The 15439-nt window shown below is 40.1% G+C and carries 14 protein-coding genes; 10 read left to right on the top strand and 4 right to left on the bottom strand.

From position 1 onward, the window contains the following. Positions 1–5: 5 nt before the first annotated feature. Positions 6–1445, bottom strand: coding sequence for a DUF2157 domain-containing protein (locus CSQ79_RS19770; protein ID WP_099702875.1), 1440 nt, complete (start codon positions 1443–1445; stop codon positions 6–8). A gap of 454 nt (positions 1446–1899) precedes the next feature. Between CSQ79_RS19770 and CSQ79_RS19765 the strand changes: the two genes are divergently transcribed. After that, complete coding sequence (locus tag CSQ79_RS19765; protein ID WP_099702874.1) at positions 1900–2910, top strand: NOL1/NOP2/SUN domain family protein; 1011 nt, start codon at positions 1900–1902, stop codon at positions 2908–2910. On the opposite strand, the gene CSQ79_RS19760 is transcribed toward CSQ79_RS19765, so the two are convergent. Next, on the bottom strand, positions 2890–3285 hold the full coding sequence (locus CSQ79_RS19760; RefSeq protein WP_099702873.1) for a PPC domain-containing DNA-binding protein: 396 nt from the start codon (positions 3283–3285) through the stop codon (positions 2890–2892). The genes CSQ79_RS19765 and CSQ79_RS19760 overlap by 21 nt on opposite strands. A gap of 132 nt (positions 3286–3417) precedes the next feature. Between CSQ79_RS19760 and CSQ79_RS19755 the strand changes: the two genes are divergently transcribed. From CSQ79_RS19755 to CSQ79_RS19725, 7 genes are all read left to right on the top strand, one after another. Then, complete coding sequence (locus tag CSQ79_RS19755) at positions 3418–5898, top strand: dynamin family protein (protein WP_099702872.1); 2481 nt, start codon at positions 3418–3420, stop codon at positions 5896–5898. Between the two features lie 77 nt (positions 5899–5975). Further along, on the top strand, positions 5976–6314 hold the full coding sequence (locus CSQ79_RS19750; RefSeq protein WP_099702871.1) for a KGK domain-containing protein: 339 nt from the start codon (positions 5976–5978) through the stop codon (positions 6312–6314). 29 nt (positions 6315–6343) lie between these two features. Continuing rightward, the gene (locus CSQ79_RS19745) at positions 6344–6772 is read left to right on the top strand and encodes a KGK domain-containing protein (RefSeq protein ID WP_099702870.1); all 429 of its coding nucleotides are present in this window, start codon (positions 6344–6346) and stop codon (positions 6770–6772) included. Positions 6773–6794: 22 nt separating this feature from the next. Continuing rightward, a complete protein-coding gene (locus CSQ79_RS19740; protein WP_099702869.1) occupies positions 6795–7151 on the top strand; it encodes a KGK domain-containing protein in 357 nt (118 codons plus the stop codon). A gap of 8 nt (positions 7152–7159) precedes the next feature. Further along, a complete protein-coding gene (locus CSQ79_RS19735) occupies positions 7160–7402 on the top strand; it encodes an HNH endonuclease (protein ID WP_099702868.1) in 243 nt (80 codons plus the stop codon). A 95-nt stretch (positions 7403–7497) separates the two neighbouring features. Then, positions 7498–8682 carry a TPM domain-containing protein gene (locus tag CSQ79_RS19730; protein ID WP_099702867.1) on the top strand — a complete coding sequence of 395 codons (1185 nt, stop codon included), beginning with the start codon at positions 7498–7500 and terminating at the stop codon, positions 8680–8682. A gap of 6 nt (positions 8683–8688) precedes the next feature. After that, complete coding sequence (locus tag CSQ79_RS19725) at positions 8689–9450, top strand: LemA family protein (protein WP_099702866.1); 762 nt, start codon at positions 8689–8691, stop codon at positions 9448–9450. 59 nt (positions 9451–9509) lie between these two features. Here CSQ79_RS19725 and CSQ79_RS19720 read toward each other — a convergent pair whose 3' ends face one another. Next, positions 9510–10478 (bottom strand): glutathione S-transferase family protein, encoded by a 969-nt coding sequence (locus tag CSQ79_RS19720; RefSeq protein ID WP_099702865.1) that lies wholly within the window; start codon positions 10476–10478, stop codon positions 9510–9512. Positions 10479–10693: 215 nt separating this feature from the next. Between CSQ79_RS19720 and CSQ79_RS19715 the strand changes: the two genes are divergently transcribed. Then, positions 10694–10954 (top strand): hypothetical protein, encoded by a 261-nt coding sequence (locus tag CSQ79_RS19715; RefSeq protein WP_289501339.1) that lies wholly within the window; start codon positions 10694–10696, stop codon positions 10952–10954. A 62-nt stretch (positions 10955–11016) separates the two neighbouring features. Here CSQ79_RS19715 and CSQ79_RS19710 read toward each other — a convergent pair whose 3' ends face one another. After that, positions 11017–13707, bottom strand: a complete 2691-nt coding sequence (locus CSQ79_RS19710; RefSeq protein ID WP_099702864.1) for a DUF3536 domain-containing protein — start codon at positions 13705–13707, stop codon at positions 11017–11019. A 576-nt stretch (positions 13708–14283) separates the two neighbouring features. Here CSQ79_RS19710 and cax point away from each other — a divergent pair. Beyond that, positions 14284–15372, top strand: a complete 1089-nt coding sequence (cax, locus tag CSQ79_RS19705) for a calcium/proton exchanger (protein WP_099702863.1) — start codon at positions 14284–14286, stop codon at positions 15370–15372. The last annotated feature ends 67 nt before the right edge of the window (positions 15373–15439 follow it).

Raw genomic sequence — 15439 nt, 5'->3', positions numbered from 1 at the left:
TAGAACTATGATTTTGCTGGATGATTGAGTCGAATATGGCGTTCAAACCACAAACCCACAGCCATTACGCCAATACCACATAAAATGAACACTAAGGATTTGAAGAGTAATCCTGTGGCAGATAGTAAAAATACATAAAAAATTCGTAAGCTTAATAGCAGCATTCCACCCCAAAAAGCGCGTCTTCCTCCTTTATCAAGCCCAATCCGAATTAATCCTGCTGCAAAGAGGAATAACATGATATTAAAGATAAATGTGGCGTATGGTGAAATGTTTGTGACTTCAATATGCCAGAAAGTAACTGTAGCAATTATGCAGATAAAGATACCAACAACCATCGTTATGACATTTTGTTGACGACGGCGATATCTTTGAGACGCAATTAGTACCCATTGCCCAATTGCAATACCAGTTAAAATAACTGCATCAATGAGTAGTAACTGATTAACTTGTCTTGATGTAACATACTCTGTATATTGCGCAAGGGACTGCCAAAAAGTAGTTGTAGCAGCGAAAATAAACAAGATGCCTAAGGTAAATAAGGCTAAATTACGTGCTATTGGTTGAAATGAACCAACATTGATATGGCGATCGCGGTGTCTATATAATCTCAGAAAATTACCATACACAAGGAAAGAGTCATCGTAACTCCACAACAAAGCAGGTGGTAGTGCAAACGCAATACTTGCTACCCAACCTTTTTGAAACGTTCCCCAGACAAACGGTTGAATATTGGCTTCTAAGGATGTGACAATAGCGATCGCACCTAACGCAAAAATCCAGCCAGAACGACACCAATAAGCTAGCGGCATAAATAATACTGCTGATAATAGCGGCATATGTTGCCCCATTATCGATGACCATGATATTTCTGCAATGGTACTTGTTGACCAACTTTGAGCGATCGCACTTCCCCAATACCCCCAATAACCTAACCACAGTAGGATAATTGATAACACACCCAAGGAAGTTAGGCGTAAGCTGTATGCCATTGCTAATACGCCAATACCCCAAGCAAGCAATAACTCGTAAAATGGCGCATCAATGTGGAAAATTTGCCCCATTAAGCCCATATTTGCACCCAGAATCAACGCCCCTAATAGAAGTAATCCATGACCTAGGCGTTGGCGCGATTCGTTAGCATGTTTCCATAACCAAAAACCTACAATATTAACGCCGATAAATAAACTTAATAGCAGCGTGACTTTGCCACCTCGCGGTAATTCTTGCCAATTGGCAGCAACAAAGGTGATAATGCCTAAACCAATCAGAATACTGCCTAAACCGACTAAAATTGCAATAAAACTATGACTTGCAGTGCTATCAAGCGTGTTAAATTGATAGCGTTGTGATAGTTGTTCGTATTGCAAATCATTAATGAGTCCCTCAGCTTGCCATATTTGTGCTTCATGGCGTAACTGGTGACGAAACTTATCTGAAGTCACGTCAGTCTCCTGTTTTATATATAAGTTTAGATTTTAGTAATAGATAATAGGAAGGTAAGGAAGATATTAGACCTCCTGCATGAATCGTAGATGCCCTACGACTGAAGTCGGGGCTATCCAGGCAAAGTGTACCTTCGTACACTAAAATGAGATTTTTAGTAGTAAGTCCACGGAGGTGGACTTTGTTTATTTAGGTGCGAATTTATTCGCAAGCGCATTTACGCAGGAGGTCTATTGTTTACTTCATTTCTTGTTTGCGGTTTTTCGTAATTAATATTTGATAACATCTATTAATTAATAAACTCAATGTAGTCTACTGTCATAGTTATAGCTATTTCTTAGTATATATTTATTCTGAAGTTAGCATTGTAAGCTGATTACTTTTAGTGTGACAGTTTTATCTGTGGTATGCCTAGGTAAGATATCCATACCACACTTACTTTAAGTTTTGATGATGGATAAACCTTCAAATTTGTTATTAAAATTAAGTCGTCGCTTGTTTGATGATGCAACAGAACAAGAAAAATTTGTTGACGCGCTCATTCATCCTCAACCGTTTCATCCTTGTATTGTTTGGTGTCGGGAAAAGCGATCGCCATTTAAAATAGAACCACCGATATCCTGGCAACCATATTTTGTCGATCGTTTATCTTTTGGTGAAAAACCAGGACAGCATTCTTTACATAATGAAGGTTATTATTACTGCTTAGACTTCTCTTCAGTGTTTGCAGCAATGAGTTTGTTGACAGTGCGATCGCCTATAAACACTATATTTGATATGTGTGCTGCACCAGGAGGTAAGAGTATTTTTGCTTGGCGGGCTTTACAACCTCAACTACTTATCTGTAATGAAGCAATTAGCAAGCGTGTTGGAATGCTAATTTCTAATTTAAAACGCTGTCTTATTTCCCCAACAATTGTATTAAGTAAAGATCCAGGTGACTTAAATCAAATAAATTCTTCTAACCAGTTAGTCATAGTTGATGCTCCTTGCAGCGGTCAATCTTTATTAGCAAAAGGTGGTAAAGTACCAGGATGTTTTCATCCTACCACTATTAATAAAAATGCAAATAGGCAAAAGAGAATTATTGCTAACTCAGCACAACTAGTAGCACCACAAGGTTATTTAGTTTATATGACTTGTACGTATTCTTTTGAAGAAAATGAGCAAGTTTGTGAGTGGTTTCTGGAGAAGTTTCCGCAGTTTAAAGCAGTGGAGATTTCTGCGTTAGTAGAGTATAAATCTCGGCTTACTAATCTTTCTTGTTATCGGTTGTTTCCTCAAAGTAAATTAGGGGCGGGGACGTTTACGGCTTTATTTCAGAATACTGAGGTGGGGAAGGTTAAGAATTTGGATGTTGAGATATTGCAGCAAGTGGGGATTAGGTATCAGTTGAATGATGTGAACTACAAGGACGCAGAAGAAAAAGTTGTGAAGGGTTTATTAGTGGGGGATGATTTCTAGTTCGTTGTAGCCTGTTTGCGGATCGAGGGTGCGTGTAAAGGTGAAGTCTGTTGTTGTGCCAATGATGATTTCTGCGGTTGTGTAGATGATGCAGCCGTTGTCTAAATGTCCGCCGATGGTTTTACCGTGTTTGTCAGCTATACAAATGTGGAGATGAATGCCGCTTGTGGCTAATGTTCCATTAAGAGAAAGTATTTCAAATTTATTGTCGAGTACAGCACTTGTGTCTTGATTAGCAAAGCGAATTGTTGCTTGTTTGAGGCTACCAATTGCACTTAAAATAAAACCTGCTTGAATGTTGTTTTGAAGGGTAAATTTTTTTAAAGTTTGGCGTAAATCTGCATTTGATTTAAGTCTTAATGCTAATACTTCCATTGATGTTGATTGGTGTTTTTACTTAAGTTTATTAGTTTGATTAAAAGCTGTCTCAGTGATTTTACTAACGTGAGATTGAAATAAAATTTATAAAATAAATGCAATAAAGTAAATTTTATTGTACTAAATTATATGTCTCAGTTTCCGCAATGTGAGAATTTATCAGAACAGGTTGAAAGTCTCTTACAATTGTTGCATCAAGAACCTGCATTGCGTACTCAGGATACGTTTTCAGTTCAATCTTCATTGCGAAAAGTTGTTTCACCGACGTTTGAGATTGTGTTTGCTGGGGCGTTTAGCGCTGGTAAATCAATGTTAATTAATGCGTTATTAGAACGCGAACTACTTTATAGTGCTGAAGGTCATGCTACGGGAACTGAGTGTTATATAGCTTATGCTGAACCTGAAGCGGAAAAAGTTATTCTCACTTTCTTGAGTGAAGCGGAAATTTGCGCACAAGCTGAGGCGTTGAGTCAGCGGTTGGGTTTAACTGCGCAGGTGAGAATAAATCAACCGGAAGTCATTAATTTACTATGTCAAGGAAGTGAACTGATTATTCAACAAGAAGGTGGTGAGAGTAAATCAGAACGCGCTAAGCAAGCGAAGGCGTTGATTTTACTATTAGAAGGATTTGAGGCAAATTGCGATCGCATCCACAATACTGATAATGCCACGTATTCAATGGAGCAGTTTAACTTTTCTAATTTGAAGGAAGCTGCAAGTTATGCACGTCGGGGTAGTAATAGTGCAGTTTTAAAGCGCGTTGAGTATTACTGTCATCATCCGCTTTTACAAGATGGCAATATTTTAATTGATACGCCAGGAATTGATGCACCGGTACAAAAAGATGCGGAACTTACCTACCGCAAGATTGAACATCCCGATACTTCAGCTGTTGTCTGCGTACTCAAACCTGCTGCTGCTGGTGACATGACAAAAGAGGAAACTGAGTTACTAGAAGCCATGCGGGGTAATTCAGGAATCCGCGATCGCGTTTTTTATGTCTTTAACCGCATTGATGAAACTTGGTACAATACACAACTACGGCAACGCTTAGATGGCTTAGTTATTGCGCAGTTTCAAGACAGTAGCCGCGTTTACAAAACGAGTGGATTACTTGGATTTTATGGTAGTCAGATTAAACACACTAGTGGAAGCGATCGCTTTGGTTTAAATTCCATTTTTGCTGAAAGTGTCAAAGGTATCGATGGAAAAGAAGACACACCGCAATTTGTTAATGAATTTAATCGCTATTGTGCTAACTCTGGTAAGCTTTCACCAAGTAAGTTTCGCATTTCGGTGAATAGTTACGAAACACCAAACGAAAACTACATCCGAATTTTAGCCGAACAAGGTACATCTCTAATCGATCAGTTAATTGCAGATAGTGGAATTGAAGAATTTCGCAGTGCAATTACTAAGTATCTTACCCAAGAGAAACGCCCGCAGTTATTTGCAACTTTAGCAAATGATTTACAGCCATTGTGTATCAGTCTGCGGAAACATTATATAGATGCACAGCGCGAATTAGATAGTCAACCGCGTGAAATTGATGCAATGAAAGCGCGGGAACTCGAACTTCTCAGCCAACAACTACAACAAATTGGTAAAGAGTACGCAACACATATCGAAGCAGAAGTTAATGCAGTAGTGACTAATACTTGCACAGCTTTTGAAGACGATTTTCGCAAACTCCAAGCGCGGATGATTCGCCGCTTAGATGAATTACTCGATACATTTTCGGTGAGTGATGCGTATAGTCGCGCCACACTAAGTCATCATCGCAATGCAACTGCACCATTAATTGCTATTTTAGTCGAGGCATTGTATTACTTAGCAAATCAACTTGAAGATATTTTGGTTGAGTCATGTCAAGAAGTTACAGGTAGTTTATTTCAACGTTTAATTGAACGAGTACGCAAGTCAGAATATTATCGCAATTTGTATCGACTACTTGGTAATGATAGCGGAATTGAACAGCAATTAAAACTTTTAGAAAAAGATGTTAAGCAAGCTTTAATTAGTGCTGCAAGAGTTGAATGCGATCGCTTTGTGCGCGAAAGCCCTAGATTTTACGATGAAGGTACTTTTTCAATCTATCAATTTCGTCAAACATTACAACAAACTTCGCAAGGTTACGACTGCGAAAGCATGGTAGAAGCCGAACCCGCAATTCGCCAGTTATTAAAATTAGATTTTGAACCCAAAGTTTCCGCTACAATTCGCAGAAATTTCCGCCAAACGATCAATCAAACACTAAAAACGCTGTTATTACCAGTAGCCAATCAACAAGCTAATGACATTCTACAACAATACACTCAAGCTCGTGCTTATTTAGAGCAAACACTAGAGCAAGACGTAGAAGAGAAGATTAGAAGAAATGAGCGACTTCTAGGAGAATTACAAGACAAAATCACAATTTATAACCAAGTCATCACTGGAATAAATAGCTGTTTACAAGCAATGCATTTACACGAGCATTTATTGCCTGTAGTCGATAGATCAAGCTTGATCTCATCATCTGAGAAAGCAAATATTTTTAATACTAATACAGATCTTACCAAAACGGCTTATTCAAACAACACGCAGAACTTACTAGAAAGTAGTGTTTAGTAAAAAATAATTTATAACTTTTTCGATCTACTTGAGTTGCAATCAAAACCAAACTAAATTAATTAGAGCTAAATACTATGAACAAAGCCTGTCAGCAGATGCAAAAAGATGAGGTCATATATAACTCTTTTTCTTTACCAAGTTTATCTAGCACATTTAAAGTAGGGGAAATGCTTCGGGCAATTAAATCATACATTAATCATGACAATATTAATAAACTATTAGATAAAGGTTTAGAAGTAGAAGTGCTTCAGTTAGATGCGAAAGGATGGAAAAAAGGAAGAATTAAATTCACACTAGAATTTTGTCCTGACAAACCTGAAGGTGAAGATGTAACCACAAGTAGCCCGTTTGAGAGTAACGAGCAAAAATCATCATTAGATGACATTCGGAGGATGATTAATGAAAAAAGCTGACAAGATATTTTTTGGTAACTATTAAGTTTATGAATAACAAAATAATTTTACACAACTGTGGGCGAGAAGATGTTTTATCATTTGGATCTGCCATGCTCAAAGTAAGTAACTTACTAGAAGAATTAGAAAAGTTTTTCCATCAATATAAGCTGGGTAAACAAATCAGCGATTCTTGTCATGCAAATAAATTGATCATACCAGTTAGACGTGAATTTAATGGTAGAAGTTCAAGTATGATTGAACATTACGAGGAATGGTTTGACAATGGAATAGCTTGTGAAACCCTAAAAATTGGTGCTAAAGGCTGGCAAAGGGGAAAAATAAAAATTAATCTTCAAATCTCTTTAGAATTTTATCCAGATTTACCAGAGATTAATAATGAATTAGATGAAGTGCAAGATGTTAAATCAGAATCACCACTTGATGATATTCGGCAAAAGATAAACCAGGTTAACTAAGAAATATTAGGAGAAAATAAAAATGAACTCTGAATTTAATAGTTTAGAACGTGAAGACGTTGTATCTGTGTACTCTAGTCAAATTTTTGTAAATAACCGGACTTTTACAATTAATGAGTTTATTTCAGCTATGATGCCGACGATAAAAGACAAATCAGGAACAACTTGGACAGAAGAAAAAGCTAATTGGTTTGGGGAAGGAATAGACTGTAAAATATTAAAGCCAGGTGCTAAAAGTTGGCAGCGAGGAAAAGTAAGAATTACTCTAGAATTTTGTCCAGAAGAACTTGAAGTGAAAGATAGCAATGAACTATCAATAAACAGCGATAATTCGCCTCTTGATGATATTCGGCAAATGATGCCTAAAAATGGGCAGTAGTAGATTTTATGACTAAAACACCACGGATTCAGATACCGCAAGCAGTGAGGAGATATGTGTTTGAACGCGATCGCCTGCAATGCCAAAGCTGTGGTACAACTGCAATAGAGACACTCACCGTCGATCATATTATTCCGCTTGCTCGTGGTGGTAAAAACGATATTAGTAACTTACAAACTCTCTGTCGTTACTGCAACCAGCGCAAAACACATCACCTCGATCCCCGATATCAGCGCCACTATAATCTCTAATTTCCCCTGTGTTCTCTGCCTTTAAAAGCAAGCACTTTATCAACACAACTATCATTAAAGCAAACCCCAGACCATATTGATTAGGGGCGAAAGCAATGAAACTTAATCTACTCCAACCAAAACGTATTTTTTGGGCGAGTATCTTCTCTGTCATTCTCTTTCCTCTTTCTGGCTTGGCTGTAACTGTAGAAGAAGTGCCAAATCCCCGCAAAGAATATGGCGGTTGGGTAAGTGATATGGCAGGAATTCTTAGCGACGAGACAGAAGCCCAAATCAATCAGATGATTTCTGAATTAGAGGCAGAAAAAGGTACAGAAATGGCAGTAGTGACTGTACCAGAAACAAGCCCTGCTATATCACCGAAAACATTTGCTACAGAATTATTCAATTATTGGGGAATTGGTAAGCAAGGACAAGATAATGGCGTATTATTCTTGATTTCCGTAGGCGATCGCCGTGTAGAAATTGAGACGGGTTATGGTGTAGAAGCAATATTACCCGATGCCAAAGTAGGCAATATCATCGATACTCAGATTATCCCTCGCTTCAAAACAGGAGATTTTGCAGGCGGTACGCTAGCAGGAACTCAAGCATTAATCGTGGTTCTCAAATCCGAACCATCATCAGGAAATCAGGTCATACCTCCCAATACCCAACCAACCCCAAACAATAATAACTGGATATTATGGGGAGTTTTCACAGGAGGTGGAATATTAACCCTAATAGCAGGAAGTGCGGTTTACTTCAGTCGCCCTCGTAAAATCTTCATTACACCAGAAGGGCGTACCCGTAAAGGTGAAGGTAATTACACTTTTTTGTGTGGTGATTGCCAACAACCAATGCAACAAGTCGATCATGCCATAGTCCAATCCTATTTGAGTCCACCAGAAACAACAGCACAAAAACTCGGAAGTGTCAAGTTTCAGGCGTGGAAATGTCCTCGTTGCAGTCAGAAGAAAACTGGTAATGGATTCCACCTAATCGCCCAAGAGTCTCGTTCCTCCAAATTTCGGCACTGTCCTCACTGTCAAGAATTAACTATCACTCGTAACGAGAAGATTGTGAGATCGCCAACTCAATACAGTTCTGGAATGCGACTCATTACTGATGAGTGCCATAGTTGTTCTTACTATCGCCAGCAAGAAGAAATTATTCCTCCTTTACCGCCTCCACCTCCTCCGCCTCCTCCTAGTAGTTCTTGGGGTGATTCTGGTGGCAGTGGTGGTGGTAGCTTTGATGGTGGTAGTAGTGGTGGTGGGGGCGCTGGTGGGAGTTGGTAAAATTTTATGAATAATCCAGATAAAAGAATTCCTGAAAATATTGCCCCAGAAGTGCTAGAGTTAGCCGCACGCAATTATGCTAATCACACTCAAAGTTATTCAGCTTCAGAGTTAGTAGCCGCAGGCGAAGAAGTTGATATTCCCGCCGAATTCATTCAGCAAGCCATTCTAGATGTTCAAGCAAAACACAAACAACAACAGCATTTAGTTCATCTGCGTCAAAAATTCCTCATCGCTGGCGCTGGGATGGTAGCTGCTTTGAGTGTCTGGAGTATCTGGACTTACAATTCTATTTCTAGCAGTCACTCTAGAGTAGAAGCAGCTTGGGCACAAGTCGAAAATCAACTCCAACGTCGTGCTGATTTAATTCCTAACCTTGTCAATGTCACTCAAGCTTATGCTAAACAGGAACAAGAACTAGTTAATTTATTAGTGCGATCGCGTCAAACATATTTACAAGCGACGACTCCTGAAGAAAAAGTTGCAGCCACAGTGCAAGTCAATCAAGCCATTGATCGCTTTCGCGATTATGCTACTGTCAATCCTCAATTGCAATCAAGTCAATTATTTACTAACCTGCAATACGAACTCACAGGTACAGAAAATCGGTTAGCTGTAGAAAGAATGCGGTATAACCAAGCAGTACAAGCTTATAATCAACAAATTCAAAGTGTTCCTAATGTCTTAGTTGCCAATACTCTGGGGTTTGAAAAGAAAGCCTTTTTTCAGGCTACAAATACTAATGTTCCCATAGTGCCTTCAAAATAAAAATTATCAGTTTTCCAGCAAAAGCACCGAGGAGTGTATTCATGAGTGTGCGATCGCCATTAAGTACCAAAGCGATCGCGATTGTGTTCTGCTTCAAAATCTATAATCGGTCCTTTAGGCACAATTCGATTAGGATTAATCTCAGTCATACTCATGTAATAGCCGCGTTTGGTATGGTCTAGATTACACGTCGCTTTGAATTCAGGACGTTGATATAAATCCTTGAGATAATTCCAGAGGTTGGGATAGTCGATAATTCGCCACAAATTGCATTTAAAGTGACCATAATACACTGAATCAAAACGATACAGTGTTACAAACAGACAAATATCAGCTTCTGTAAGTTGATTTCCACATAAATAACGCTGCTTGCTCAGAGTATTTTCCCATAGACTTAAACTAGCAAAAAGTTCAGTCACTGCCTCTTCATAAGCAGCTTGCGAAGTTGCAAAACCAGCCCGATAGACTCCTGCATTAATTGGCAGATAAATTGCATCAATTGTTTCATCAATTTGCTGCTGTAAATTGCGTGGGTATAAGTCTATTTTCTGTGTTGCGAATTGCGCGAACTCTACATCAAATATCCGCATGATTTCGCGAGACTCGTTATTAACGATTGTTGAAGATCGCTTATCCCACAACACGGGAACTGTAACTCTTCCTGTATATTTGGGATCAGCTTTGATATAAATCTCTTGCAAATATTGAGCGTGATTTACCGAGTCAGGAATTGTTCCTGGTGCGTCACTAAACAGCCATCCTCGATCGCTCATAATTGGATCGACAATAGACACTGAGATGGCATCGTTTAAGCCTTTCAGTTCTCGCATAATCAAGGTGCGATGTGCCCACGGACACGCTAAGGCAACATAGAGATGATAACGTCCTGCTTCTGCCTTAAAACCACTTGTTCCATCAGCAGTCACGCGATCGCGAAACGTTGTTGGTATTCTAATAAACTTGCCACTAGAATCTGATTTATTCCTGTCAGTTGTCCATTTACCTGCAATCATCATTCCTGACGCCACTGTATTCTCCTAACCCTAAGGCATCACTAACTACTTCTCAGCCTTTGATGATTACTTCAGGATGATTTCTTCCCTTTCCTGAAAGTTACATATAGTAAACTTCCCTAGTTTGAAGAGATATGATTTAATATTTTCTTCAGTCTTGATTATCTTCGAGGCGATCGCTGTCTTGTTTATTAAACCTACAAAGAAATACTTCTTATTTTCTATGAATAATGGATCTCGCCCTCAGTAACCAAATTAAAACTCAACAACTCATGAAAAATCACCTGCAAATGCTCTTACGCATTGCAATTGTCATTGTGCTACTCGTTGCAGCCTTTCCACAGTTATATGAGATGAAAGCAAAAGCTGGTATTGATGTTATTCCCCAAGTTCACTTTGGAACTGTGATAGAGAAATACACCAAAGGCATCGTTAAATGTGAGTGGCTTTACCCTTATTATTGTCACAGCGATCGCGCCAAAAATGCCTAATCATAAAAAAGCAAAGGGAGACTTATCCAAGCTCATTATCTCCCTTACCTTTTACGACAACGCTAGGAAAGTTGATGCAACCAAGCACTCACATCTATCCCTAACTTTTGTCCTAACTGGAGTAATGGACGCAAGTAACCGAATTGTACTTGATTGAAGTTTTCATCTTCTCCTTGTGCTTGCAGCGCATCTATACACAAAGGCACAATCTGACTATGCAAGCAACTAAAATACAATTCCTGTGCCCTTTCTAAAGACCAACCCAGTTGTAACTGATAAGCTGTATCAATCAAGCGTTCCAAGTATTGGACATCTACTTCAACTGTTGCAGGATTCGTATCGTACAACAATTGCCAAAGCGATCGCACAATCAATTGTTCTAAAATTTGCTTACCTTCAGGAATATTTAACCGACAGCGTAAATGCTGCGCTTCTGTCGCAATCGCTTGCAGTTCAAGTAAATAATTACTATTATCTTGTGCTCCATTGATGTCAGACAGCGATCGCAATGTATTTAAACAGCGATTTCCTAACGCAATTTCTGCTGCGACTTGTAACTCTTGCGGTACTGCCAATTCATCGCGATGGAACGCCATTAAAACACCATAATTATCGCGGTAAACCTGCGTATACAACTGATCTAGCCGCGTCAGCGTTTCTTGACTCAACAACCGCATGATTCTGTGGCGTTCTTCTGCAAACAGATGTTGTAAACTAAACGACTGACCTCCAAACATCTGTGACATTGCCAAAATTGTCTGCGCCGCACTTGCTTGTTGCAAAGATTCAAACGATTTATCTTTCATCTGGCTATAAGCACGACGCCCATTAAAAGGTTGAATGCAGCAATGGAAATCCCAACCTCCCAAGTGCAACACTGCAAACACTAAATGTTCGCTTTCCCAAGTAATTTCTGAAATCAGGCGTAATTGTCCTACAGCTAGCGTTAATGCCCCCATTCGTTGTAATTGATAATCTAGTTGCTGGGCAGTGTAGCAATAGACGTGCTGCTGTGAAGAATACCGAATATTGCAAGAAGGTATGGCAAAGCCATTGTCTTGACTGCGTTCTAATTTATGATTGCTAAACAACGAAGTAATGGCATACTGCGCCGCGACTTGCTGAAAACTAATTTGGGCAGAAACAACTAAGTGTCGATAAACTTCACCACCGTGTTTAAAAAAGTCAACATTACTGGGTGCTTGCGTCAGTCGTTTAATAAATCCCTTTTCTAACTGTACTCCAGCAACATCTCCAGCAAGTTCTAGAGCACGCGCAGCATAGCGCAGAATTTGTGTTCCCTCTGGACGCGAAATTTCTTCAAAAAACCAACCACAACTCGTATACATCAACAAAGTATGACGCTGCATTTCTAATAAACGTAAAGCGTCGATTTGTTCCGATGCGCTCAGTTTGCGAGTTTGATGGCGACACAGAAAACGATTAATATTTGCAGGAGAGCGATCGCGGATGACTTGAATATATTCATCTCTTGCACCCCAGGGATCGCGGAAAAACTGTCTACCAGCTTCCTCATATACCTTAATTAACTGATCTCGCAGCCAATCTAATGCTTGGCGCAACGGACGCCGCCATTTTTGATGCCATACGCCACCTTCACCACCACAACCACAATCATCTTGCCAGCGATCGACACCATGCGCGCAACTCCACGCGGTAACAGGCTTGAGTTCAACTTCCCACGTTGGAGTATTCAAACTGAGGTAATGAGCAAAATTCGTTACTGTCCACTCGCGGCGGGGAAATTCCTCAACAAACGCATACGCCAAAGTTTTCTCAGTTCCACCTTTGTGATGACCAAATGTTTCTCCATCAGTTGCAACTGAAATTAACTGCGCGGGACGGTGATCCCCGCGTACTGCTGAACCAATACGTCCAGCAAGATGGTGTGAATTAAATAGTACATCACTAAATCCCATATCTCGCGAAATGGGACCATCATAGAAAAAGATATCGATATAAGGAGTATCCGGCGTAATTTCCCTGATCTCAGACCTCTGATCCCCGACCTCTTTTAAATAACAACGATAAGGACGAGTTGGATCAATTTGACTTCCACCAACTTCATGCCATTGTGTTTCTGGTTCTTCATCGGTGGGGATCGCCCGACAACGCTGGGCTTGCGAAGGTGCAAGAATGATAAACCTAATGCCTTCTGCAACTAATGCTTCCAAGGTTGCATAGTCTACCGCCGTTTCTGCTAACCACATACCTTCGGGATCGCGTCCAAATCGCGAACGAAAGTCTGCTTTACCCCAACGAATTTGTGTATATTTATCCCGCGTATTCGCCAGCGGCATAATGATGTGGTTGTAAACTTGCGCGATTCCATTACCATGACCATTCAGGCGATCGCAACTCTTACGATCAGCTTCTAGAATTCGCTGATAAACTTCGACATCATAACGTTCCAACCAAGACATCAACGTCGGTCCAACGTTAAAGCTCATATACTCGTAATTATTAACGATCCCCACGATCTCGCCCTGTTCATTCAGCACCCTAGCAAAAGCGTTTGGGCGATAGCATTCGTGATGAATGCGTTCATTCCAATCGTGGAATGGTGATGCACTTGGTTGACGTTCAATTGCGTCAAGATAAGGATTTTCCCGTGGCGGCTGATAGAAGTGACCGTGGACGGTAACGTAAACACCTGTAGCTGTTTGAAGAGGACTTTGCGTAGCAGCCGCTTTAACGCTTTGATCCCCAGCCGTTTGAGAAGAAGCAACCATGTAATACTATCCAAATTCAATATGAAGGGAAACCTGATGCTATACTCGATGCCACAACATCAGAAAATTTCGATACTCAAGTTAGCATTCAGGCTAAAAAGAAGATTTAGAACCTGGGCAATTGTTGCGGTGGTTCAGTGTGTCCTTAGCAATCATTTTATTTTATTAACCTAGACAAGAGTATTGCCTCACTCCAGAGGTCTAAATCCGCAACAAACCTCTACAATCACCATTAAACCCTAGAAATTGCCTGAATTTAAAACTTTCTTAATGTTTTAACAATCAGACTTTGCCTTGCTAAATAAACCTTTATATTTGGTTACAACAGACATAAAAACTTAACAGGTAGAGCAGGGGTCAGAGTTCAGGAACTAGAGATATCTGTCAAGCTAAGAGTAAAAGTCAGTGTTCCTCTCAAAGTTTATCTCAAATCATTTTGGACTTCTCCTCTGCACCTGAACCCCCCTTGATCTTCTTGCCCATCCCTGATTCCTCAAAGAAGCGAGTATCCTAGAGTCGAGTTACAGCGATCGCGCGTTGACTGTCTGTAACGATTACCCTTGCTCAAAGTTGAAAATGTCAGTTAAAAATATTCTGTTTTCAGTTCTGCTGCTATTTGTGCCAATTTCTTTTGCCGCACACTTTTTAGAATGGGGTGAGTTAGCAGTTTTTATCATCTCTGGACTCGCAATTTTGCCATTAGCCGCGTGGATGGGTACTGCTACTGAAGAAATTGCTGTGGTGGTAGGACCAATTCTAGGAGGATTACTCAATGCCACATTTGGTAACGCAACTGAACTAATCATTGCGTTGATTGCTTTGAGATCAGGTCTTGTTGATATTGTTAAGGCAAGTATTACAGGTTCAATTATTGGCAATTTACTGCTAGTCATGGGGCTTTCGATGCTACTTGGAGGTTTGCGCCACAAAGAACAAGAATTTCAACCCGTCATAGCGCGAGTCAACGCAGCGTCGATGAACTTAGCTGTTATTGCCATTTTGGTACCAACCGCAGTTGACATTACCTCAAGTGGAATTACCGAAACCACTATCCAAAATCTTTCAATCGCAGTAGCTATAGTGTTGATGCTAGTATATGCACTCACATTGATTTTTTCCATGAAAACGCATTCCTATCTCTACGATGTGGGTGTTGCAGAAATCGAATCAGAAGCACATATTGAGAAGCCCAACTTGTGGTTATGGGTTGGCGTTTTGTTTGCAGCAACAGTCTTAGTTGCAATCGAATCAGAATTTTTAGTAGATTCTCTTGAAGTTGCTACATCACAACTCGGACTAACTGCACTTTTTACAGGGGTCATCCTCGTTCCAATCATCGGTAACGCCGCAGAACACGCTACCGCAGTTACCGTAGCAATGAAAAACAAAATGGATCTATCACTTTCTGTTGCTGTCGGGTCAAGTTTGCAAATAGCACTGTTTGTCGCCCCAGTGTTAGTGTTAGTTGGCTGGTTGTTCGGTCAACCAATGGATTTAGACTTCAACCCATTTGAACTTGTCGCTGTTGCTGTATCAGTTCTTATTGCCAATTCCATCAGTTCTGACGGTCGTTCTAATTGGCTAGAAGGTACATTACTCCTTGCAACCTACACAGTACTGGGACTCGCTTTCTACTTCCACCCCATCATCGACGGAATTGGATAGAGATAAGAGACGCAGAGGGTACGAGGGTAGGAGGGTAGTAAAGAGCAATAATCATCAAATCTCTCCC

It is taken from the genome of Gloeocapsopsis sp. IPPAS B-1203 (assembly GCF_002749975.1).
Lineage (GTDB): Bacteria > Cyanobacteriota > Cyanobacteriia > Cyanobacteriales > Chroococcidiopsidaceae > Gloeocapsopsis.
The sequence above is the reverse complement of the archived record's forward strand: the minus strand, read 5'-3'. Positions and strand labels throughout refer to the sequence as shown.